This is a genomic window from Rhodohalobacter sp. 8-1, assembly GCF_038150125.1.
Lineage (GTDB): Bacteria > Bacteroidota > Rhodothermia > Balneolales > Balneolaceae > SW132.
Map to the genome: position 1 here is coordinate 302,761 of NZ_JBBVMF010000001.1, position 24,089 is coordinate 326,849.

Sequence of the window (24,089 nt, forward strand, 5' to 3'; positions counted from 1 at the left end):
TCTAAAAACGTCTATGCCTACGCCCGGAACCTATCAAACCGCAACCTTACAGCTAAAGCAGCCAAACGGATATCTGCTTAAGTTCGAGAGCGGAGAAACAATTTTTATGCCTTTCGAAGAAGCAACACGAGATCTCACACCCGGAGAGGGAATTGAAATCTATATTTACCAGGACAACGAGGGCCGGAATACTGCCACCATGCACACCCCGACCATTGAGCTCAATCAAATAGAGCTGCTCGAGGTAAAGGCTGTCACTGAACACGGTGCCTTTATGGACTGGGGGATCAGCAAGGATTTGTTTGTGCCGTTCAGCGAACAGAGCAACCGCATGATGGAGGGACGAAAAAATCTGATCTACCTGTATATCGATCAAAAATCAGAACGGTTGACCGGGACTACAAAAATTGAGCGATACCTGACGGAATCACCACTGACCGTTGAGGAGAAGGAGAAAGTGGATCTTATCATTTGGAATAAAAGTGATTTGGGCCGAAATGTAATCATTAATCAACAACATGAAGGACTGATCTACGAAGATGATATATTCCAAAACCTGAGGTATGGTGAAAAGCGTACTGGCTACATCAAACAGATCCGGCCGGACAACAAAATTGATGTCACCCTCAGGCCGTTTGGTTACAAAAAGGTGGAACCCAATGCCGATCACATCTATGAACTTCTGCAAAAGAGTAATGGATATCTGAACCTGCATGACAAAAGTGATCCGAATGAAATCCGTGCACGCCTCGAAATGAGCAAAAAGACGTTTAAACAGGCAATTGGCAAACTCTATAAAAATGATATGATCCGCATAGAAGACGACGGTATCTATTTACGATAATGTTATTTAAATGAACTACCTCGGCGCAGAGACCACGAGGTATCAACTTAAAATTCATAATTTTTCAAAAAAAGTATGAGCTTTTTGGAAAGTGTCCCCCTTTGAAGGGGGCAATGGGGGATGATCCTTTGTGCTTCAGAATCAACACTTGGTCGAATTTAAGACTCAGATAGTCATCCCCCAGCTCACTCCGTTCGCTTCCCCCTTCAAAGGGGGACTTTTATCTTTTTCCGACCCAGAGGGTCGGGGAATTAAACCACTTATGATTAAAAAATCCCACTCATGGCTTCATACGATAAAGTTGAACTTGAATACCTGACGCCCGACCTCTACCCAAAACTGAAGGAGCTTATGCTCACCTGCTACCCAAAAGTGGGTGATGCAGCCTGGAATAGAAAGCAGGTAGAAACTCTGATTGACAGATTTCCAAAAGGTCAGATTGTAGTCATGGTGGATGGCGTGATGGCCGGTGCTGCACTGTCCATTCTTATCAAGTACGACAGGTTTGATGAAAAGCATACCTACATCGAAATGACGGCCAACGATACCTTTGATACGCATACGTCGGAGGGAGATACGATTTACGGTCTTGATATGATGGTGCACCCTGAGTACCGCGGGTTGCGTCTCGGCCGGCGAATGTACGATTACAGAAAAGAGCTATGCGAAGAGATGAACCTGAAAGGAATTGTGCTCGGCGGGCGGCTTCCTAACTACCATAAACACCAGGACGAGCTCACGCCAAAGCAGTACATACAGAAAGTAAAGAAAAAGGAGGTATACGATCCGGTACTCAGCTTTCAGCTGTCGAATGATTTTCACGTTAAACGGCTGGCCCGTCACTACCTGCCCGAAGATGAAGCCTCACAAGGACTGGCCGCACTGCTTGAGTGGACCAATATTTATTATGAGAAGCCGGAAAAAGAGCCCTCAATCAGCTCAGAAAAATCTGTAGTCAGAATGGGGCTCGTTCAGTGGCAGATGCGTCCTTATAATGGATTCAACGATCTTGTGGAACAGATTGAGTATTTTGTGGATGCAGTATCAGGTTACAATGCAGATTTTCTGCTCTTCCCCGAGTACGTGAACGCTCCGCTGATGGCAGAATATAATCACCTTACAGAAGCTGCATCCATCAGAAAGCTTGCTGATTACACCGATCGACTGAGGGATACGTTCTCTGAATTCGCTGTTTCTTACAACATCAACATTATTACAGGAAGCATGCCGGAAGTACGAGATGACGGACTCTATAATGTAGGGCATCTCTGTAAGCGTAACGGCGAAGTTGAAAAATATGAGAAAATCCATGTTACACCCGACGAGAAAAAAGCCTGGGGAATGAATGGCGGAAATACTATCAAAACGTACGAGACAGATGCGGGACGAATTGGAATCCTGATCTGCTACGATGTTGAATTTCCTGAGCTGACGCGATTGCTTGCCTATGAAGGCCTGGACATTCTTTTTGTCCCGTTCATGACGGATACCCAGAATGGATATTCCAGGGTTCGGAACTGTGCGATGGCACGAGCTATTGAGAATGAGTGCTATGTGGCTGTTGCCGGCAGCGTAGGGAACCTTCCAAAAGTCCATAATATGGATATTCAATACGGTCAGTCGGTCGTGTTTACACCGTGTGATTTTGCATTTCCTACGACCGGTATTAAAACGGAAGCAACACCAAACACAGAAATGATGTTGATTGCTGATGTGGATCTCGACCTTCTAAAAGAACTCCACGTTCAGGGAAGTGTTCGAATTCTTAAAGACCGTCGAACTGACCTTTACGATTTGATCAAAAAAACTTAAATGAGTCTATTCTGAAATCATCCGGAAACACCTCTTACCAATCACTTGCCGATTAGTGGTGTAAATCATTTGATGCCAGCAGTATGGAAACATTACTGTACTTGTATTTGTTACTTTTATACAGAGATGTATTAATTTGAATTGATCAAACAGAGGTGCAAGACATGTCAATAATTCAAAAAAGTGATCTTAAATACGATTATAACTGGTCAACGAGTCCAGCCTCAAAATCGCGAAAGTTCACCACCGAGAGTGAGAGTAAAAGTGAGTTGTTCAGTCCTAATGAAGGTGAAAATGTTCTCTCATTTATTAATGAATATGCCGATATGCACGATATAGTTACTAAAGAAGAAGCACTGAGAATTGAGCGGCTTCTCCATGAAAAACTTGAAGAAGAGAATATAACCAGAGACGAGGCAAGGAAATGGCTTGATGAATACCTGAAATCAAACCAACCTCAGAAATCTAACTCATAGTAATTTTTGACAATTATAATTTCTGAATACAAATAAGGCAACAAATATAGGAAAACCCTGATAGTGATCACTGCACTCACTTACCGTACAGTTATCATCGACTATCAGGGTTTTTAAATCAGAGTTCTTATTTGCGAACCTTTTTTATTTCAGATGCCTGTAAGGCTAAGACTTGTATTATCTTAGCTACACGCCGTTTCAGCAAAAGACTCATCCCAGCAACGGCGGTCTTCTCCTTCCCGGTCGATGTATCCTGCTTTGGTTTCAGAATTCCAATAAAGAACCAGGTCATTGGAAGAAAATCCAGTGTATTCGAGAGTGTTATCAGCACCATTTCGCACATATTCTATTTGCTGATTGATACTTCCATCAGTATCTCTGAATATAGATGTAAACGATGATTCTGTTTCGCTAATCACATCCCACTGGTATTCAAGAATCGGTTGATCGCTACTGTTTGGCGAAAAGTAACGCCAGTTTCCACTATTCCCGTTTTCTGATATAAATCCTGACAGAAATTGAAATTCGGCAACTGATTCACCGTTAAAAGTGCCACTGATAAAGATATTCCATTGAAAACCATCCTGAAGTTGTTCTGCAGTTGTTCGGACTGACACATCAACACCGTTTTCGTTTGAAGAAAATGACCAGGTCCATGTACCATCCTGAAAATCAGCGTCACGTGAGCGCGTAAATTCTAAATAGGATTGTCCCAGTGCAGTACCCCCATTTATTTGTGCTGATGCAGTTTGAGCCAATATTGCCGCTTCATTGAAAAGGGCGAACTCTTCGCCAACCGGGTTGTTATTTTCGAATACGGATTTATTAATTTCAGCGGGAATGGCTTCCGGAACATCTGGCGGATCAGTTTGACCTGTATTTGTGGAGGAGTCATCTCCACAGCCAGCCAATACAAAGAGTAGAATAAGGCTTAAGTAGCTTGAAGATTTAAAGTACGCGTTCATTTGTAGAGTGTTTTAGAGTTTAAAATTATTAGCTTGATTGAGATTTTTACTATCTGAAGGGGATTTTGAAAATCCATCTTGAAATGATACTCTTTTCAAAAAAAGTTTCAACGAGTGATTCTTTAAAAGAGGAATTCAACTTCTTGTATTCTGACTACAAGATCAATCATAGACTAGTTCATTGAATTGAAATAGTCCATGATTAAAGTCCTTAAAATTTGTGCTTTTTATCCTTCAGAGCTTTATATAGCATTTCCCGAGCTCTGAAAATATGGGCTTTAACTGTGCCAAGCGGTAAATCTAATTTATCGGCAATTTCCTGGTAGCTCAGCTCTTCAATATGTCGCATTTGAATTACCTGCCGGTATTTTTCGGGCAGATTATCTATCGCATGAGTAATGATTTTTTTACGCTGCTTGCGAATAATTGCACGGTCGGTTTCAGCCTGTTCATCAGGAAGCTCAAACGACATCTCACCCTCCCGGGTTTTAATCGGTTTATCGATTGAGGTTGTCTTCAATTTCTTCTTTCGCAGGTAATCAATCGTATGATTTGTGGTGATACGATACAGCCAGGTTGAGAATGCATAACTTGAATTATAGGATTCAAGATTTTTAAACGCCTTAATAAACGCTTCCTGTACAAGGTCTTCCACCTGTTCGGACTCTTTCACCATCTTCCTTACATGGTACTCAAGCGGCCGCCTGTATTTTTCTGTTAACTGCTGATATGCCCGTTGATCACCTTCAAGGGCTTTCTTAACGTACTTTTCATCCTGCAAGCTGCTCTGGGATGCATCTTCTCGCCTGGATTCGTTTTCTGAATCTGGATTTGAACTCATTTAAAAATAAAAATAATTTCGTGACACATATATCAAAAGACATACGCATTAAAAGCAAATGGCTATTATAACTAATTTAAAAACTAAACTAACATAAGAATAGCACTATGAAAAAACTACTCACGATTCTAATTGTAACCACGACAATTTTCACTACCTCATCATTATTTAATTTCGCATCTGCCCAAACTGAAGAAGGTGACATTAAAATCGGTGCCGGGCTGGCTTTTGGGTCTGGAGTAGCAGCCGGATCTTTAGATAATGATTTAGGAATTCGAGTTGACGGTTACTACACACTCAAACCGGAGATTCGTGTCGGTGGTGATTTCACTTTTTATTTTCCCAAAAGTGAAGGAGACTTTGAATTAACAGTCTGGGAATTAAATTTCAACGGTAATTATATATTTCTCGAAGAAGATGGTTTGATGGCCTACGGTATCGGAGGAATAAATATTACAGGATTTTCTCAAGAATTTCCTACGGGTAGTGGCGTAAATTCTTCCAGTGATTCTGAATTTGGCCTTAACCTCGGTGCCGGCCTTGAATACGTACTCGACTTTGCCGACTTCTTTGCTGAAGTTAAATTAGGTGGTCTCGGTGGAGATGCCGATCAGTTTGTATTGGGCGCAGGCCTCCGATTTCCTATTTGAGCTAATCACTCAACCTATCAAGACAGAAAAAGGCGTTCCGTTAATTCGGGCGCCTTTTTTTATTTGATTACCCAAGCACAACTGGGATAGGATTTAGATGTGCATTAGATGTGCATGATTCATACGTTAATCGTCCAACAGAATACCATGGCGAATTCCACCGGTTGACACAACAACCTCATTATGCCCTGTCCACGTCATAAATTCTGAGAGGATCAACAGTCCGCCAGTTATCACATCTCCCCTGCCTTTTAAAAATTTGGGATATTTTTTCTCAATTTCAGCTGCTTTAAGATTCTGGAACTCCTCGATTATCTGGTCAATAAAATCACGGCTGCAGCGATGCCCGTTAATTTTTTCAGTATTGTAGATATCCAGCCCCAAATCAATGCCGGCCATAGACGTAACGGTGCCTGCTACACCTATCAATTGGTCAAATGAAATTGGATTGCCGGACCAATCTGTCAGCATTCGTTTTACTTCACGTCTGGCAGACTTAATTTCATCATCTGTTGGCGGATCCTGTTTCAAAAAACGTTCTGTAAAACGGACGCTTCCCATATTCAGTGACACGGAATTCTTCAGGCTTGTTCCAACTCCACGGGCAATTTCTGTACTGCCGCCACCTATATCAAGCACGATGATTTCCGAATTGCTGCCGGGATTCTCAATTACAGACAAGGCTCCTTTATACGTTACCCAGGCTTCATCATCACCCGACAAAAGTCTGACGGTCCAGCCGGTTTCGCTTTTAATGCGTCTGAGAAACTCCTGTCTGTTCGATGCATCCCTGACTGCACTTGTCGCAGTTACAATTGTATCAGATGATATCGAATTGTAATTTTCATCGAGATATGTTTTATAAGAGTTCAGCACATCCAACACCCGTTGCTGGGCTGCTTCTGAAAGCGCACCGGATTGGTCGACCCCCTGTCCCAGCCGTGGAATATTTTGTTCTTCATGTAACACGTCGATATTACCATCTGAACAGTCCGCTACAAGAAGCAAAACAGAATTGGTACCTATATCTATCGAAGAACGTATCATTGTATCTTTACTTCAAGATTTCAATCTGCAGAAGCATCCATTCGTCTTCCGTTTGTTTATCTGTCACAGTTACCGGATACTCACTGAGTTTTTGCATTACACTGTCTTCATCCGTTCTAAGCAGGCCCGACAGACAAAGTTTTCCATCACGATCCAGCAAGGAGATCATCTGATCAATAAACTCAAGAATAACGTTTCTGTTGATGTTGGCCAGGATCAAATCGAAGGGCTGTTCGTCCTCGACGGTCTCAAAGCCGCCGAGCCTAATCGACAATCTGGAATCAACATTGTTGATCAGTGCATTTTCGGTGGCATTCTTTTCGCACCAAGGATCATAATCAAAACCAATAGCATGGGAAGCGCCCAGCTTGCAGGCAGCAATAGCGAGGATTCCCGTTCCGGTTCCTGCATCAAGTACGCGTTTCCCCTGGCACTTTATCTTACTTAGCTGCTGAAGCATCAACCGGGTTGTAGCATGGTAGCCTGTGCCAAACGACATTTTTGGATCAATCTCGAGAAGGATTTGCTCCCCGTTTGGTTCTTTTTCAGACCACGTTGGCCGCACAAAAAAATCTCCTATCGTTTGCGGCTGAATGCTGGCCTCCCAGGATTCATTCCAGTTTTGCTCGGCAACTTCCGAAAATTCTACAAACTTAGCTCCGGGCAGTCTTGCAATCATCTGTTCGATACTTTCCCGGTTGGAATCATTGAAACGCGGCTTTTCGACATATGCAATCAATTGGTTGCCAACCTGTTCAAACCCATAAAAATCCATATCCATCAGCTCTGCAATCACGTACTCCTGCGTCTCCTCAGGAACAGTTACAACTAACTTTAAATAGTTCATCGGGGAATCCGGTTATATATCAATTCAAGGAGAACATCACCCACGGCCTGGAGAGTGGTTCGATCTATAATTTCCATTGTATCGTTTTGGGTGTGCCAGTACGGGGGAAATTGGACAGAACCATTTTCATTTACTGAGTGATGGATGATATTAATCATATTTATTCCCGCCTGCTGCTGTACAATAATATGATCATCTGCCACCGCCCCACCTCTTTTATTTATAAACAAATCACTGTAACCCTTTATTTCAGCAATCTGCCAGATCTCATTAACCAGGTTGGGAGCGGATCTCATAGAATAACTCTCTTTGTAAAACACGGCATCCTCGCCACCTACCATATCAAGCAGAATACCGAATCTCGGATTATAACCGGGAACAGGCGGGTTATTACTCCAGTGGCGGGCACCCAAAAAATAGTTATCGAGATCGGAGACTTCGCCGTAATCTTCTCCGTCAAAAAGGATGATGTCGACGCCAATTGGTACGTCATTCTCTTTAAAAATCTGTGCCAATTCAAGTAAAACGCCAACGCCGCTGCCGCCGTCATCTGCCCCCAGGATCGGGCTTCCGGAGTCTAGTGAGTCATTTTCAGCCCGTGGCCGGGAATCCCAATGTGCCGCCAGCAGAATTCGATCCTGGTGCTGCAGTCCGAATCCGGCTAAAATATTAAACATCGTTAGTGTATCGCCATAAACAACCTGTTGAAACTCCTGGACAAACACACTGTTTTCTCCGGCAGACGCCTCAAGTTCAGATCTCAGATAATCTTTTGCCTGAACATGTGCCTCAGAGTTTGGAACTCTCGGCCCGAGCGATACCTGCTCATCAATAAAATTGTAGGCGTTATCAGAATCAAACGAAGGTACGTTTCTGCCCTGTCGTTCAAACTCAAGATTGGCTTCCTGATCTCCGCAAGAGATCAATAAAACTGTTGCTAATAGCAGTAATAGTATGGATTTCATGAGCCGCGGTCCACCATCGTTGCGGCCGACTGCTGTACGGGGTAAACGATTGAATCCATAATATTGACGTGATCCGGCCTGCTTGCCATAAACAAAACCATTTCTGCGATATCCTTTCCGGTAAGCGGCTTCATTCCTTCATACACCTGATCGGCGCTGGTGTCATCTCCCTTGAAACGAACATTGCTAAATTCTGTTTCCACCAGGCCCGGTGATACAGAACCCACCCGAATGGCGGTGCCGTGCAGATCTTTTTTTGTTGATTTGGTGATGGCATCAACCGCATGTTTCGTGGCGCAGTAAACCACTCCGCCGGCATACGCTTCGTGCCCGGCAATCGATCCGATGTTGATAATATGACCGCTGTTCCTGTTTTTCATGCCGGGTGCGACCAACCGAGTCATGGTCAACAGACCTTTTAAATTTGTATCAATCATCCGGTCCCAGTCCTCAAATTTGGCCTGATCAACTGGATCTTTTCCGACAGCGAGCCCGGCATTGTTGATGAGAATATCTACCGGATGAGACAGGTTGTCTACAAAGTTGGAGCAAGCGTCGCGATCACGAACATCAAATGAACTGATCTCAACATTAATATAATGAGAGTTTTTTAGTTCATCTCTCAGCGATTCAAGCCTATCCTGACGCCGGCCGGTCAGAACTAAATGTGCGCCTGCTTCAGCGAATAGTTCCGCACAGGCCTTCCCGATACCCGACGTGGCGCCGGTTATTACTGCCCATTTGTCTTTTAACCGGTCTGTTGAGATCATAATGAATTAGCCCTGCAAATTTTCGATTGCCCGTCCGGCTCTCAGAATATTCTGTTCTTTAAATGAATCACCCATAAACTGGATACCGAATGGAAGACCATTTGAATGAGTACCGGCTGGCACACTGATTCCGCAAATTCCGGATAGATTGGCCGAAATAGTGTAGATGTCATTCAAGTACATCTGCACGGGATCATCCTGGTTCTCACCAAGTTTAAAAGCAGTTGTGGGCGCAGTAGGCGATACAATTACATCAACATCAGAAAAAGCCTTGTTGAAGTCTTCTTTGATAAGGCGCCGAACTTTCTGTGCTTTCGCAAAATAGGCGTCGTAATAGCCGGAGCTGAGAACATACGTACCCAACAAAATTCTGCGCTTCACCTCTTTCCCGAATCCTTCCGTCCTGGAATTTTTGTAGAGCCTGGTTAAGGGGGAATCTGCTTTTGAAATCTCTTCAATCAGACGCTCATGCTCTTTCCCGGTGGCAACTTCGAGTCGCTTTTCCCGGGCAATCTGTTCTTTCTTCAGCTCTTCTTCTACTTCTTCAAAATCTGCGCGATGGCCGTATCGAATACCATCGTAACGGGCAAGATTGCTCGATGCTTCAGCCGTAGCCAGGATATAGTATGTAGCAATAGCATAATCCGTATGAGGCAGGTTAATCGCTTTTAAAGTGTGGCCATCAGATTCAAGCTGTTTAAGCTGCTCTTCAATTTTCGATCTGATCTCATCGTCAAGACCTTCTCCAAAATACTCGTTGGGAACGCCAATCGTCAGTTTTTCATCATTCTCTACTGCGTCCCTGTATGTGTCAACCGGTCGGTCTGATGAGGATTGATCCATCGGATCTTTGCCTGACAAAAACTCCAGCATAATAGCCGCGTCTTCCACACTGTTTGCAAATGGCCCTATGCAGTCGAATGATGAAGCAAACGCAACCAGTCCGTGACGAGAGACCCTGCCGTATGTAGGCTTCAAACCCACAACGCCGCAATACGACGCCGGCTGACGGATAGATCCGCCGGTATCCGACCCAAGTGAAAAGTTACACATACCAGCTGCCACTGATGCTGCGCTGCCCCCGCTTGATCCTCCCGTTACAAACTCAGAATTATGAGGGTTAGTGGCGGGGCCAAAAATCGTATTTTCATTAGATGAGCCCATAGCAAACTCATCCATGTTCGCCCGCCCGATAAAAAGTGCATCTTCCGCCGCCAGTTTCTCGATGACGGTGGCGTCGTACACGCTTTCAAAATTTCTAAGAATATTGCTTGAACAGGTGGTTTTCTTTCCTTTTTCGCAGATAAGATCTTTAACAGCTACAACCGATCCTGCAAGCCGGCCGGCTGTTCCGGCATCAATTTTTTTTTGGATGTCGGCAGCCTGTTTCTTTGCATCGTCAGCACTGAATGATACCAGCGCATTTACGGTGCCGTTTTTCTCTTCAATAGTGTTAATATACTGTTCGACAAGATCCGGTAGTTTGAGTGAACCGGAGTTTAGCTCGTCCTGGATAGAGAGCAAATTTTTCATGTAATAACCGCTTTGTAATTATTTATCAGATTTTGTTTCTGTTTCTGCTTCTTCATTTCTTTTGCTTGAAGCAGCATTTTTTACGTCATCAGCTCCTTTGTCGATCTCTTTTTTAATATCGTCTGAAGCTTTGCGGAATTCCTGGATTCCCTGCCCGATTCCCCTGGCAAGTTCAGGAATACGTTTGGCTCCGAAAAGGAGGAGAATAATTAATACTACAATAAAAATTTCGATACCGCCTGGCATTCCCATAAGAAAATAATATTTAGGTTACTATATGTTTACTGAAGCGTTTAAATGAAAAACATGAAATTCGATCAGCCTGAGATTAGTTCTTTTTTTAAAAAAGGAACATATGGGCTAAAAGAGCTGTAAATCAAGATCGCATTTAAATAAGATAAAAAAAATTTCACTGACCTTTTGAAGTGCAGGTAAAAAAAAGTGTACCTTTGGGCCTCAATTTATTTGCATTTGTCATCTACAAACAGTTTATAACAGTCAATAAGTTTTATCATTAATCGTTAAAGAGAACATAATATTATGATTTGGACAGTAGAATTAGCAGCCGTATTGGACGAAGCCCCGTTTCCCGCTACCAGGGAAGAGCTTATAGAGTGGGCAGAACGAACAGGCCTGCCTCAGCAAGCCATCGACAATCTTTACGAGCTCGGTGAAATTGCGGAAGGTGAAGACACCGTATATGAAGGTATTGAAGATATTTGGCCCGACTATATTAGAAAAGAAGATTTTTTCCATGGCGAAGAAGACGAAGGGTTTGATTACGACGACGTATAAGCGATCCGTAAACTAACATATATGATAATTCCTAAGCACCGTTCTTTGCCGGGAAACCTACTATGAGAGATATTTTTCTTTGCTTGGGTTTTATCATTTTCATCATACTCACACAGCCCTTCTTTTCTCAAGCTGTAAGTGCACAAAACAACGTGTCAGGTGATGATGAAGACACTGAAAGCGATCTTGTTGTCAGGATCGTACGGTTTTCAGGAAATCAAAATATATCAGACGGCACACTCAGGACCCTGGTCAGAACCGATAATAACAGGGAATTTCTCGGCATACCACGCTTTACCCCCTGGTATTATTTTTGGCAGCTATTTGGAGTTGGAGAATCGCCGGCCTATCTCGATCGGGATATGGTAGCTAACGATATTGAGCGAATTCAAATCTACTACGAAAATCTTGGCTATTTTGAGACCGAAGTGGACACCTCAATCATCGAATACCGGGAAGACAGAGTAGAGGTCTCCTTTATCATTAATGAAGGTCCCCGGTCGAGACTCAGGTCGGTATCTTACACAGGGCTGCCGGAGTTTGATAGTTCCGAGTTGACGAATCGATTCTATCTCAACAGTGAATTTTACAGCTCATTCCTGAATGATTCCACATTTGAAGTTGACGAACCTTACCTGCTTCAAAAGCTGCGCAGCGAACAGACGCGCATCATTACATTTTTGAAAAATCACGGATACGCCTCGGTACAGCGGGATTCCGTACAGGCACTGGCAAAGCAGGTTGACAGTACTTCAAATCTGTACGACATCCTTTTTACCATTCGATCCGGCCGTAAGTACATATTTGGTGACGTGCATATTGAACTCACCGGCCCGTCTGAGCAGGATACTACGATTTTTGATGAGAACCGCACGTTCAGTGGCGAACCGTATACCGAGCCCGGGTTTACTATCTACACAAAAAAACAGACCGAAGCTCAAACACGATTTAGCTTGTTAACCGAACAAATTCGCTATATGCCGGGCGAGACATTTGATCAGTCCGCATACCTGAGAAGTGTCAATTCGTTCCAGAATCTCGGAATGATGATCACCAACAGATTTTCACTTCATGAGAGCAATAGCGTCCCCGATTTTTCACGATCACAAATCCCCTCATACTTCGAACTTGAAACCATCCCTAAACACTCCATTCGCACCGAATTTTTCGGGATGAGGCGATATGGATTTGGTACAGGATTTGGCATTAACTATAACAACAATAATCTTAGCGGCCGGGCCGACAATTTATCGCTCGGAATAAATACCAGCCTCGAATACGTAACGTCGGGGACGCTCCGGGAGATAGCTCCCCGTGATGAAGATACCGGCAATCGCACAAGTACTGGTTCTGCCATCTTTCAAAGCTACGAGCTACGGGCTGAGTATACGGTTCCGAGGCTTAATTTCCCGTTTGATGCGCTCAGAAACCGCTCCTGGATTCAGACAGCTAGAACCAGGTATGGTCTTACATACAGCCAAAGTGATCAGCTCTTTTTTGATATCAATTCAGATATACGTTTTAACGTGCGGTACGAGGTAACGCACAACGACCGATTCACGAGCTTTTTCGACCTGATTGAGATGGACATCATTGATACAGATCCATCGTCTCAGTTCGAACTGAATTTGATCAACGAATATGGCGAAGGCTCGATTGAGATCCTGAGGATCAGGGAGGATTTCAGGCCGCAATTTTCTTCCATCATCCGATACGCGCTCCGGAACCGCGATACCAATATTATCAAACGCAATTATGGGTACTCCCGAGAATTTTCAGCAGCCGTTGGAGGAAATACTCCGTACTTGATCGACCGGTTTTTAGTCAGTCCCGGTGAGATTCAGGAAACATTACCATCACCCTTTGGAATCTCAACAAATGCATTGGCATATAGCCGGTTCATTAAATTTTCTGCAGATTACAGGCGCTATTTCAGTCTGTCTAAAAACACCGTTTTTGCAATTCGCGGGTACGCTGGTATTGCACACCCGATTTTCCAGAGTAACAGCATTCCGCTCAGCCGGCGGTTTTTTGCCGGGGGCAGTAACGATATCAGAGGCTGGAATCCATTCCGGCTCGGTCCTGGCGATCTGAAACCGGAAGAGGTACCGGTTCCGGGCGGGGAAATTAAACTTTCAGCCTACAAAGAACTCCGGCAGATCTTCCTTCGTAACGTGTTCAGCGCAAACTGGCATATTGCATGGCATACAGATGCCGGAAACGTATGGTACGGACCAAAATCATCGCTGGTTGATGAAGAAGGAAATGAATTGTTAGATCCCGGCAGATTTTATATTGACGAATTTTATAATCAAATTGCGGTGGGATCAGGTATTGGGCTTCGGTTAGACTGGGAGTTTCTTGTAGCCCGTATCGATTTCACCTTCCGCGTACACGATCTTCAGCAGGGATGGTTCGAAAATAAAACGGCCTACTTTAGTTTTGGTATCGGCCACAGTTTTTAATGCACAGGACATGTTTAATAAGCGTCAGTTTTCAAAATTGAAAAATCAGACAAGCATGATCTTCAGTTCAAAATTTCTGAAAGATCTCTCCACAACGGAACGGTACGAGTTTTTGCAGCTTTGCCACCGCAGAAAGTACAACAATGGCGAATATATTTTTTATCAGAATGATCCCGGTACAGGCATGTATTTTATTGAGGAAGGATCCGTGGAACTTATTGTAACAGGTGATACAAGTAATGAAGACGTTGGCGATGTTTCTTTTAAACTGGAACCTCCGGAAAGCTTTGGTGCCCTCACCATCGGCTATGATTTAAGACGGCTCTCCTCTGCGAGATGTATTACAGATTGCACCCTGCTTGGTTTTTACAATCCCGATTTTGAAACCCTCAAGAAAAGAAATCCTAAGATAGCCGTTAAGTTCCTTGAATCCGTATCCACACTTGCGATGCGGCAGCTTGAGCGTACCGTACGCGAGCTGGAAGCTGTGACAAGTACGCAAAACGCATTTTCTATCCACTTTCAAACCTACTACGACCGGTTTGATGAATCCAAAGATAATACCCACGAAACCGAGTAAAAGCATATTTTTATGGCGCTAAAAAAAGGAACTGTTTTAGAACTCGACATCGAGTCTACCGCTTTCAAAGGTAAGGGAATCGCTAAGGTTGACGGCCTCGCTGTATTTGTACCCGGCACAGCCCCCGGCGACAAGATAAAAGCAATGATCACTCGTAAAAAGAAATCATTCCGGGAAGCGAAAATGCTAGAACTCCTTGAGCCGTCTCCCGTTCGGGTGGAACCGGTGTGTAGGCACGCCAACACATGCGGCGGGTGTACCTGGCAGCATATTCCTTACGACAAGCAAGTGAAATATAAAGAGCAGCACGTCCGCGATCACATTGAACGAATTGCTCATCTATCCCCTGATATAGTCCAGCCTATTATTCCCTGTGACGACTCACTCTACTACAGAAATAAAATGGAGTACAGCTTCGGTACCCGGCGGTGGCTCAGTGAAGAAGAGATTCAACAAGATGAGTTTGTCGACGACAGCGCTTTTGCTGCAGGACTCCATGCTCCGGGACGCTACGATAAAATTTTGAACCTGAAAGAGTGTCACCTCCAGGAAAAAATATCGTATCGGCTGCTGGATTTTGTTCGCAATCATTGTATTGAACATAACATCCCGGCGTTCGACACACATAAAAATGAAGGGTTCATGCGGCACCTTGTTGTGCGCACATCAGACTATACGGACGACCTGATGGTGAATCTCGTGACCTATCGCGACGAATCTGAAACGGTTCAAAAACTGGCGGATGCGTTACTCGACCAATTTCCGGGCATCACCACAATAGTGAACAATGTGAATGATCAGCCAAATCCTACTGCAATCGGCCGGTTTGAAAATGTTTTATATGGCCCTGGATATATTGTTGATAGAATTGGTAATCATTCGTTTAAAATCCATGCCAACGCGTTTTTTCAAACAAATACAAAACAGGCCGAAAAACTTTACGAAGTAGCTCGCCAATATGCAGAGCTTGATAATGGCGGTCACCTGTTCGACCTCTACTGTGGCGTGGGCACGCTTTCATTGTTCATGGCAGATAAAGCTGATAAAGTAACCGGCATTGAGCTTGTTAATGTCGCCATCGAAAATGCGCGGTTCAACGCAAAAGAGAATAATGTAACGAACGCGGAGTTCGTCCTTGGCGACATGAAGGACACATTCAATGAGCTTTTTCTTGAAAAACATGGCCATCCTGATTGTGTGATTACAGATCCACCACGCTCCGGAATGCACCCTGATGTTGTGAAACAACTATCAAATCTAAAACTCGATCGACTCGTGTATGTCAGCTGCAATCCTTCAACAATGGCGAGAGATCTAAAACTACTAAAAGAGGTTTACGAGGTTGAGTCTGTACAGCCGGTAGATATGTTTCCGCAAACATATCATATCGAAGCGGTCGCGAAACTGACTAAGAAGGGTTAGATCCCGAACGAAAGGATGTTTATCTGCATTTATTCACTGCAGTCTCCAAACCTGTGTTCGATTCTTACATTTATTGAAAATCAACAAAAATAGTCCAAAATGGGCTTTAATTAAGTTAATTCGTCATTACTTATGTCATGCCACGCCTCGGCGTGGCATCTCCTGCCTTTATTAAGGACAGCAGATCATGCATCCCTGCTGGAAAGTGCTGGATAACGACCATTTTGGACTGTTTTTGCCATTTTTTAAATCGAAACCAGGTTCTAACGATTTTATACCATCTTTTTCGTTTTTATGTCTACTAAACATGCAGTTGTAATTGGTGCAGGAATCGGCGGGCTGGCTGTCGCGTCGCTCCTGGCGGCCCGTGGGTACACCGTTGATGTTAACGAACAGAATGAACATCCGGGCGGAAAAATGCAGCAGTTTACATGTGGCGGGTACCGGTTTGATACGGGACCGAGCCTGCTCACAATGCCATTTATTTTAGAAAAACTATTTACTGATTGCGGAGAAGTACTTACCGACTATCTTACGCTGACAGAGCTATCTCCTCTTTGCCGCTACTTTTACAGGGATGGCACACGATTCGATAACTATTCCAATCGCGGCAAAACAGTTGCCGAAATCGAGAGATTCTCCAAACATGACGCCAAAGTATACGCCTCATTTCTCGATTACTCCGAAAATTTGTACAGCAAAACTGCCGACGCTTTTCTATTCAACCCGCTGTACGATATGTCAGATTTAAAGCAATTAAATTTGCTTGATTTCCTGAGTATCGATGCATTTTCAACTGTATCGGACAAAGTAGATAGCTATTTTGAATCACCCTACCTCCGCCAATTTTTTAAGCGCTTTACAACATACAATGGGTCGTCGCCGTACCAGGCACCGGCTACGCTGAATGTAATCCCGCATGTTGAGCTCAACCAGGGTGGCTTTTACGTCAAAGGCGGGCTTTACGGTATCACTGAGGCGCTGCATAAACTCGCCAAAAAACAGGGCGTAAATTTCCATTTTGAATCAAAAGTTAAACGCATTGATGTTTCAGGCAAAGATGTGAGTGGTGTTACCTTATCAGATGGAGAAAAAATAAGTTGCGATCTGCTGTTTGCTAATTCAGATGCAACAGACACCATCCTGAACCTGCTTCCGGGCGATGTTGTCTCAAAACAGAAGCGTAAAAAACAGTCAAAACTTGAGCCCTCATGCTCCGGGTTTGTGATGCTTCTTGGATGCTCAACAACATGGCCTCAGTTAAAGCATCACAATATTTTCTTTTCGGATGACTACCGCAAGGAGTTCCGGGATATTTTCAGCAGACAACGCCTGCCTGCTGATCCAACAATTTATGTTGCCAACACATCTTATTCTGATCCGGCACATGCACCTGAGAGCTCTTCCAACCTTTTCGTGCTTGTAAATGCACCTTACGTTGCTGGGCAAGACTGGGATCTTTTAAAGCAAATATACGGGGAAACAATTATTCAGACACTTGAAGCACAAGGGCTGGACGGCCTTAAAGAATCTATCGAGATTCAGGAAGTCATCACTCCCATAAATTTTCTGAACCGATATGGATCGAATAAAGGCAGCATATACGGTACCGCGTCAAATGATAAATTCTCGGCATTTGTGCGCCCCAGAAACAAACTCCGCGATTTAAATAATTTGTATCTTGTTGGTGGCAGTACCCACCCCGGTGGTGGCATTCCACTGGTGGTGCAATCGGCATTTAATGCGATGGAGCTTCTCAAGCGGTAATAAATGAGCATCTCCTTAAAATTTGATTCGCAAATCTCCGTTGTCATTCAAAGCGTCACCCCCTATCTTTAAAACTATGGCAGCACGAAAACTTTCTCCATCAGAGCGCAAAATTCTCAGGGAACTGATCTTCCCTGAACCTTTTTCTCATATCATTTCTGAGACAGGATACACCTTTGGTATGATCCGAGATGATTTAATCAATCTGATTAACCATGGATTTATAGCCGTCTACTCTCAGGATGACCTGAGGTTACTATCACCTTTTTACGACTCTGATAACATCGATCAATACAGTTTCCAGGCTACGAAATCGGGACTTAAAACTATGCAAAATTATGCAATATGAAGCCGCTTTTGGTGACTCAGTGTTTGATGTCGCCCTCAATCTTGACGAATCAACCGCCAAAATAAATAAGGATGAAATTGAGTTTGAGATTGTTGATCACAGTGATTCTCAAATTCTTTTCAGAGTTGGGACAACCCTCCATAAAATCAGGAATATCCGGGTTGATGGCGGTGAAGTTGAATGCACCGTTGATGGAAAGTGGATTGCAGCAACGCTGAAAAATGAGCAGCAGCTGCTCCTTGAAAAACTTGGATTCAAAACCGCCGCTGAAAAATCTATCGGTTCGCTTCAGGCGCCGATGCCCGGTAAAATTCTGGAGCTCCTTGCAGCTGAAGGCGATGATGTAGAGCTCGGCGATCCCGTTGTTATACTAGAAGCCATGAAAATGGAAAACGAGCTGAAAGCCCCCTGTGCCGGAACAATCCTGTCAGTTTCAGTTACAACCGGAGCAAGCGTAGAAAAAAATCAAATTATTTTAGAAATAGAACCACGTGGATAAATTTATTATTAATGGCCCCACACCGCTGAGGGGCAGTATTGCAATCAGCGGATCAAAAAATGCCGCACTTCCCTTAATGGCAGCCGCAATTTTAGGTGACTCACCAACCACTATTCGCCTCGTTCCCAAACTGAAAGATATATACACATTCAATAATGTGATTCGCGTAACCGGAACATCTGTGCAGTTTGATGAGGAGTATAATTCTCTAACCATCGACTCCGGAAATCTTGGATTTGCCGAAGCGCCGTATGAACTCGTACGCAAGATGCGAGCCTCTTTTTATATGCTTGGAGCGCTTATGGGAAAGACCGGTGAAGCAAAAGTATCTCTCCCGGGCGGATGTGCCTGGGGCCCTCGTCCTGTTGATCTTCACTTAAAAGGCCTCGAAGCGATGGGCGCCGACATCCGGCTTGAAAAAGGGTATGTCATGGGTTCATTTCCTGGTGAATCTGTTCCCGGCGGTGTATATGAGCTCAATCCAAGCAGTGTGGGCGCTACCGTGAACCTGATTTTAGCGGCTGTACGGCGTGCTGAATCTTTTACCATTAAAAATGCGGCTAAAGAACCCGATGTAGTTCTTCTTTGCGATACGCTTGCCAAAATGGGCGCGAACATCAAGGGGGCGGGAACCGACACAATTACGATACAGCGTGTTGAATCCCTCAAAGGTATTGAGACATCCAATGATCCGGACCGTATTGAAACGGGCACCTACATGATTGCGGCCGCCATGCATCCAGAATCCTCCCTGACACTCACCGGATGTAAGCCAAAAGATTTAGGGTCATTCCCAGATCAACTTAGAAAGACAGGGGCCGTTGTAACAATCAATAATGATACGATTCAGGTAGACGCTCCGGAGTCCATCAAACCTGTGAGTATTGAAACCCAAATTTATCCCGGTTTTCCTACCGACCTCCAGGCGCAGTGGGCAACACTCATGACGCAGGCTGAGGGCACAAGTAAGATTTCGGATAATATCTATTTTGACCGTTTCAGCTATGTGCCCGAACTAAAGAGATTGGGCGCGAACCTTTCCGTTAAAGAAAATTGTGTCACTGTAAGCGGCCCTTCAAAACTGTCCGGAACATCTGTGATGAGCACAGACCTTCGGGCAAGCGTCAGCCTTGTGATGGCCGGTATGATTGCCGATGGCGAAACCGAAGTGCTTCGTGTCTACCATCTCGATCGCGGTTACGAAGACCTTGAAGATAAACTCAACCAGTCAGGATCATCCATCACCAGAGAGGATGGCGACTAAACAGTGAATAAATAAGCACATTATTTACTACATCATCAATGAATTGAAACTATTAAGATCAACATTTAATGTTTGATACTTTTCAGTTATATTAGTGCTAATTGATGGATTTTAGAGTTTAACTGCATTTAATACCTTAAGTCTTTGTTTTTCAGCACGATACAAATTCTTCTCCAATACTTGATTTACCCATTTGACGCGGTCTGCCGCGCGGTGGGCACACCAACCTGTGAGCGGGACACCCTCTCGAGATCGTCAATTTCCTTTTTTAATAAAAATTTTAACAACGTTACGGCTTCCCTACTTCCCGGAGACGGAGCAGGCGCATATCTGAAAAATAATCACGATTACATGCGAAACCTGTACAATCCTGCACATCTTATATTTTATTGTCTGAAGCTGCTGGCGAAACCTTTTTTAGTAGATGAAAAATCAAATAATTATTCACTCCTCGGGCAAACAGACCCGGGTAGCGCTTTTAGAGAACAATGAGTTAGCACAAATATTTATTGAATCTGAGGATAACCAACGAACCGTTGGGGACATTTATCACGCCCGCGTTCATAAAGTAATGAGCGGTATCCGTGCTGCTTTTATTGATGTTGGAATGGAAAAAGACGCTTTCCTCCACTTTTCCGATGCCGGTGATCATCTTGGTGATTACATCAAAATGATGAATGGCGAAAAAAGTATTCCAAAACACGCCAACAAAGACCTTCAAAACTTTGATAAGCTCTCCAATTACGACAAGCAAATGCTTGCCGGAAAGATGCTTCGAAGCGGTCAGAACTTACTGGTTCAAATTGTTAAAGAACCGATCGGCTCCAAAGGGCCTCGAGTGTCTACCGACATCACAATTGCGGGACGGTTTCTTGTGTTGATTCCAATGGGCGAGTATATCGCACTTTCAAAAAAGATCAACAACAACAAAGAGCGCCGTCGGCTGAAAGGCATTGTGGGTTCGATGCTGCCCGAAGGGTTTGGTGTTATTGTGCGTACCGTAGCGCAGGGCCAGACCAAAGATGTGATTGAAGAAGATATGCGTACTGTTCTCACTAAGTGGGACAAAATGCTCAACAAATTGGAAGAGTCAAACCCTCCTACCCGGCTTTACAAAGATCTCGACATTACGGAAAGCCTTATCAGAGATCTCTTTGCAAAACACTACGACCGTGTGTTGATCGACGATCATCAGCTTTACAAAGACATTAAAAGTTTTGTGTCAAAGATTGCACCTAAGATGCTGCCGAATGTTGAGCATTATAAGGGCAAAGATCACATTTTTGACAGCGTTGGGATTGGCAATGATGTGAATTCGATATTCAGCCCGCGTGTGCGTATGCCATCGGGCGGCTACCTGATTTTTGAACAGACCGAAGCAATGTACGTTGTGGACGTGAACTCCGGTCCCTATGCAGCTAAACAGAAACAGGAAGATAACTCCCTGAAAACCAATCTCGAAGCGGCACGTGAAATTGCCAAACAGCTTCGCCTGAGAGATATTGGGGGAATTATTGTCGTAGATTTCATTGATCTCAGAATCGACAAAAACCGAAAGAAAATCTATGATGAGCTAAAGAAGGAGTTCAAAAAAGATCAGGCTAAAACGAACATTATTGGGATGAGTGATTTTGGGCTTGTCCAGATTACGCGACAGCGAATCCGGCCAAGCGTGGTAAACTCTGTCTCCAAAGTTTGCCCGATGTGCGGCGGAACTGGATCTGTGGTCAGCCAGGATACAATTGTCATTGATATCGAAAGCTGGATCAGCAAACTCAAATACAGCACCAAATACCGCGCGGTAGACATCTACGTCAACCCGTTCCTGAAATCATTTCTCACCAAAGGCATGTTCAGCCAGCGTGTGAAATGGATGATGAAATACAAAGTACGCGTCACACTGGTGGCTGATGATAACATCTCATTGAATGAATTCAAGGCCACTCTTTCCGGCTCGGAACTCGACATCACGGATGCTGTTCTGCGCGATGAGCCGCTGGATAAAATCCTGGAGGCACACGAAGTTAAACTGGATGACATCACTGCGGAGCAAAAAAGAAAAGAGAGCCTCGATTATTATTCAAAAGATGATAACGAAGGCAGCAAGCCGAGCCGGAGTAAACGTCCGAGACCCAGCCGACAAAGTTAGACTGAAACAATATTTCATTTACAGAATAGGTAAGATGTATGACCAACTTCGATAATTTGCATGCTACAACCGTATTGGGCGTTATGCACAACGGATCGGTTGCTATTGGCGGCGACGGGCAGGCAACACTTGATAAAACCGTTATGAAATCGACGGTTAAAAAAGTTCGCAAGCTTCAGGACGGAACTATTTTAGCAGGATTTGCCGGCTCAACAGCTGATGCGTTTACACTGTTTGAACGATTTGATGAAAAGCTTAAAAGTTACAGCGGCCAGCTTCAGCGTTCGGCCGTTGAACTTGCCAAAGAGTGGCGTAAAGATAAATATCTGCAAAAGCTTGAAGCACTTCTTCTTGTGATGGATAAAGATACCTGCCTTATTATTTCCGGACAGGGAGATGTGATTGAACCCGACGATCAAATTCTGGCCATTGGGTCAGGCGGATCATTTGCGCTTGCGGCAGCACGGGCTCTAAAAGCTGAAGCACCAAACCTTACTGCCCGCGAAATTGTTGAGAAGTCTCTGAATATAGCTGCCGACATTTGCATCTATACGAATCACAATTTGACCATTTTAGAACTCGAGTAGTACCCATGAAATTAATTGAACAACAAGGATTAACACCCCGGCAAATCGTTGCCGAACTTGATAAATATATAATCGGGCAGAAAGACGCAAAACGCTCGGTTTCCATTGCACTTCGCAACCGCTGGAGACGGCTCAATTCAGAACCTGATATCCGGAATGAGATTATTCCCAATAATATTTTGATGATTGGCCCCACCGGTGTTGGTAAAACAGAAATAGCACGCCGACTGGCAAAGCTATCGGGAGCTCCATTTGTAAAAGTTGAGGCCTCAAAATTTACCGAGGTCGGTTATGTAGGCCGCGACGTAGAATCTATGGTTCGCGATATTACCGATATTGCGGTCAATATGGTAAAACTCGAAATGCAGGAGCGTGTTAAAGAAAAAGCCAAGAAAATTGTTGAAGACAAGATTCTTGATATTCTTATTCCCCCGGTAAAAAAACGCAGCTCAACAACCCATTCATCCGGCAATGAAGTAGGCTTTAAGGCGGAAGAGGCTTCTGATGACGAGCTCAATGAACGGACTCGCGAACGTTTCAGAGAAAAATTGAAAAATGGCGAGTTGGAAGATCGTAAAATTGAAATTGAGGTTGCAGCCAAGAAGCAAAATATGATGCAGGTGTTTGGCCCCCAGGGAATGGAAGAGATGGGTTTTAACCTGCAGGATATGCTTGGAAACATGGCCAAAGGAGGTAAAAAGACGAAACGAACCATGCCTATCAGCGAGGCGCGGGAAGTACTGCTCGATCAGGAAGCAGAAAAACTGATCGACCACGAAGCCGCTGTTCAGGAAGCTCTTGAACGGGTACAAAACCAGGGAATAATTTTTATTGATGAAATTGACAAAGTCGCTGAAAGCTCGTCAAGTGGTGGTGGCGGTAAAGGAGGGCCAGATGTGAGCCGTCAGGGTGTACAGCGTGATTTACTTCCAATCGTGGAAGGAAGTACTGTATCAACAAAACATGGGATCGTTAAAACAGATCACATTCTGTTTATTGGGTCAGGAGCCTTTCACGTTTCCAAACCGTCCGATATGATTCCTGAACTCCAGGGTCGTTTCCCCATTCGGGTTGAACTTGATTCTCTTACCGAAGAAGATTTTTATAACATTCTTACAAAACCGAAGAATGCACTCACGAAACAGTATCAGGCGATGCTTAAAACAGAAGGCGTAACAGTCAACTTCAATGAAGAAGCCATACGGGAAATTGCCCGCATAGCTGCGCAGGTTAACAGCCAGGTGGAGAATATTGGTGCAAGGCGCCTTCATACTATTCTATCGTCACTGCTCGAAGAATTGCTCTTTGCCGTGCCTGACGATATCGGCAGTGGCACGGTTGACATCGATAAAAGTTACGTAACAAAACAACTGGCCGGACTTGTAAAAGACAAAGATTTGAGCCACTTTATTTTGTAAAAACAAATATCACTGAAACGTTTTTGGGTAATTACGGTTATAAC

The 24,089-nt window shown here is 44.1% G+C and carries 23 protein-coding genes; 15 read left to right on the forward strand and 8 right to left on the reverse strand.

The annotated features are described in order from the left end of the window. Positions 1–13 precede the first annotated feature (13 nt). From AABW11_RS01300 to AABW11_RS01310, 3 genes are all read left to right on the forward strand, one after another. Positions 14–844 carry a CvfB family protein gene (locus tag AABW11_RS01300; RefSeq protein WP_340102690.1) on the forward strand — a complete coding sequence of 277 codons (831 nt, stop codon included), beginning with the start codon at positions 14–16 and terminating at the stop codon, positions 842–844. Between the two features lie 282 nt (positions 845–1,126). Continuing rightward, positions 1,127–2,656 carry a bifunctional GNAT family N-acetyltransferase/carbon-nitrogen hydrolase family protein gene (locus AABW11_RS01305; RefSeq protein ID WP_340102691.1) on the forward strand — a complete coding sequence of 510 codons (1,530 nt, stop codon included), beginning with the start codon at positions 1,127–1,129 and terminating at the stop codon, positions 2,654–2,656. A gap of 164 nt (positions 2,657–2,820) precedes the next feature. Beyond that, a complete protein-coding gene (locus AABW11_RS01310; protein ID WP_340102692.1) occupies positions 2,821–3,132 on the forward strand; it encodes a hypothetical protein in 312 nt (103 codons plus the stop codon). Between the two features lie 182 nt (positions 3,133–3,314). Here AABW11_RS01310 and AABW11_RS01315 read toward each other — a convergent pair whose 3' ends face one another. Continuing rightward, on the reverse strand, positions 3,315–4,097 hold the full coding sequence (locus tag AABW11_RS01315; protein WP_340102693.1) for a hypothetical protein: 783 nt from the start codon (positions 4,095–4,097) through the stop codon (positions 3,315–3,317). A gap of 211 nt (positions 4,098–4,308) precedes the next feature. After that, complete coding sequence (locus tag AABW11_RS01320; RefSeq protein WP_340102694.1) at positions 4,309–4,938, reverse strand: RNA polymerase sigma factor; 630 nt, start codon at positions 4,936–4,938, stop codon at positions 4,309–4,311. A gap of 107 nt (positions 4,939–5,045) precedes the next feature. On the opposite strand from AABW11_RS01320, the gene AABW11_RS01325 reads away from it, so the two are divergent. Continuing rightward, positions 5,046–5,588: an outer membrane beta-barrel protein gene (locus tag AABW11_RS01325; RefSeq protein ID WP_340102695.1), complete on the forward strand. Its 543-nt coding sequence runs from the start codon at positions 5,046–5,048 to the stop codon at positions 5,586–5,588. 126 nt (positions 5,589–5,714) lie between these two features. On the opposite strand, the gene AABW11_RS01330 is transcribed toward AABW11_RS01325, so the two are convergent. From AABW11_RS01330 to AABW11_RS01355, 6 genes are read right to left on the reverse strand one after another with little or no spacing between them, the layout of a single operon-like run. After that, positions 5,715–6,635 carry a Ppx/GppA phosphatase family protein gene (locus tag AABW11_RS01330; RefSeq protein ID WP_340102696.1) on the reverse strand — a complete coding sequence of 307 codons (921 nt, stop codon included), beginning with the start codon at positions 6,633–6,635 and terminating at the stop codon, positions 5,715–5,717. Between the two features lie 7 nt (positions 6,636–6,642). Beyond that, entirely contained in the window at positions 6,643–7,482 is an 840-nt protein-coding gene (prmA, locus tag AABW11_RS01335; RefSeq protein ID WP_340102697.1) for a 50S ribosomal protein L11 methyltransferase, read from the reverse strand. Beyond that, positions 7,479–8,447: a M28 family peptidase gene (locus AABW11_RS01340; protein WP_340102698.1), complete on the reverse strand. Its 969-nt coding sequence runs from the start codon at positions 8,445–8,447 to the stop codon at positions 7,479–7,481. The genes prmA and AABW11_RS01340 overlap by 4 nt, the downstream gene beginning before the upstream one ends. Next, positions 8,444–9,217 carry an SDR family NAD(P)-dependent oxidoreductase gene (locus AABW11_RS01345; protein ID WP_340102699.1) on the reverse strand — a complete coding sequence of 258 codons (774 nt, stop codon included), beginning with the start codon at positions 9,215–9,217 and terminating at the stop codon, positions 8,444–8,446. The genes AABW11_RS01340 and AABW11_RS01345 overlap by 4 nt, the downstream gene beginning before the upstream one ends. 6 nt (positions 9,218–9,223) lie before the next feature. After that, entirely contained in the window at positions 9,224–10,750 is a 1,527-nt protein-coding gene (locus AABW11_RS01350) for an amidase family protein (protein WP_340102700.1), read from the reverse strand. An 18-nt stretch (positions 10,751–10,768) separates the two neighbouring features. Next, on the reverse strand, positions 10,769–11,002 hold the full coding sequence (locus AABW11_RS01355; protein ID WP_340102701.1) for a Sec-independent protein translocase subunit TatA/TatB: 234 nt from the start codon (positions 11,000–11,002) through the stop codon (positions 10,769–10,771). Positions 11,003–11,290: 288 nt separating this feature from the next. Between AABW11_RS01355 and AABW11_RS01360 the strand changes: the two genes are divergently transcribed. From AABW11_RS01360 to hslU, 11 genes are all read left to right on the forward strand, one after another. After that, positions 11,291–11,545 carry a DUF2795 domain-containing protein gene (locus AABW11_RS01360; protein WP_340102702.1) on the forward strand — a complete coding sequence of 85 codons (255 nt, stop codon included), beginning with the start codon at positions 11,291–11,293 and terminating at the stop codon, positions 11,543–11,545. Positions 11,546–11,607: 62 nt separating this feature from the next. Beyond that, complete coding sequence (locus AABW11_RS01365) at positions 11,608–14,010, forward strand: BamA/TamA family outer membrane protein (RefSeq protein ID WP_340102703.1); 2,403 nt, start codon at positions 11,608–11,610, stop codon at positions 14,008–14,010. A gap of 55 nt (positions 14,011–14,065) precedes the next feature. Further along, positions 14,066–14,590, forward strand: coding sequence for a cyclic nucleotide-binding domain-containing protein (locus tag AABW11_RS01370; RefSeq protein WP_340102704.1), 525 nt, complete (start codon positions 14,066–14,068; stop codon positions 14,588–14,590). A 12-nt stretch (positions 14,591–14,602) separates the two neighbouring features. After that, complete coding sequence (gene rlmD, locus AABW11_RS01375) at positions 14,603–16,012, forward strand: 23S rRNA (uracil(1939)-C(5))-methyltransferase RlmD (protein ID WP_340102705.1); 1,410 nt, start codon at positions 14,603–14,605, stop codon at positions 16,010–16,012. A 294-nt stretch (positions 16,013–16,306) separates the two neighbouring features. Beyond that, a complete protein-coding gene (locus tag AABW11_RS01380) occupies positions 16,307–17,779 on the forward strand; it encodes a phytoene desaturase family protein (protein ID WP_340102706.1) in 1,473 nt (490 codons plus the stop codon). Positions 17,780–17,855: 76 nt separating this feature from the next. Further along, the gene (locus AABW11_RS01385) at positions 17,856–18,128 is read left to right on the forward strand and encodes a hypothetical protein (protein ID WP_340102707.1); all 273 of its coding nucleotides are present in this window, start codon (positions 17,856–17,858) and stop codon (positions 18,126–18,128) included. Further along, a complete protein-coding gene (locus tag AABW11_RS01390; protein WP_340102708.1) occupies positions 18,118–18,627 on the forward strand; it encodes a biotin/lipoyl-containing protein in 510 nt (169 codons plus the stop codon). Before AABW11_RS01385 ends, AABW11_RS01390 begins: the two co-directional genes overlap by 11 nt. Next, a complete protein-coding gene (murA, locus tag AABW11_RS01395; RefSeq protein WP_340102709.1) occupies positions 18,620–19,891 on the forward strand; it encodes a UDP-N-acetylglucosamine 1-carboxyvinyltransferase in 1,272 nt (423 codons plus the stop codon). The genes AABW11_RS01390 and murA overlap by 8 nt, the downstream gene beginning before the upstream one ends. A 424-nt stretch (positions 19,892–20,315) precedes the next feature. Continuing rightward, on the forward strand, positions 20,316–22,040 hold the full coding sequence (locus AABW11_RS01400) for an Rne/Rng family ribonuclease (protein WP_340102710.1): 1,725 nt from the start codon (positions 20,316–20,318) through the stop codon (positions 22,038–22,040). Between the two features lie 38 nt (positions 22,041–22,078). Beyond that, positions 22,079–22,627 carry an ATP-dependent protease subunit HslV gene (gene hslV, locus AABW11_RS01405; RefSeq protein ID WP_340102711.1) on the forward strand — a complete coding sequence of 183 codons (549 nt, stop codon included), beginning with the start codon at positions 22,079–22,081 and terminating at the stop codon, positions 22,625–22,627. Positions 22,628–22,632: 5 nt separating this feature from the next. Next, positions 22,633–24,045 (forward strand): ATP-dependent protease ATPase subunit HslU, encoded by a 1,413-nt coding sequence (gene hslU / locus AABW11_RS01410; protein ID WP_340102712.1) that lies wholly within the window; start codon positions 22,633–22,635, stop codon positions 24,043–24,045. Positions 24,046–24,089: the final 44 nt, after the last annotated feature.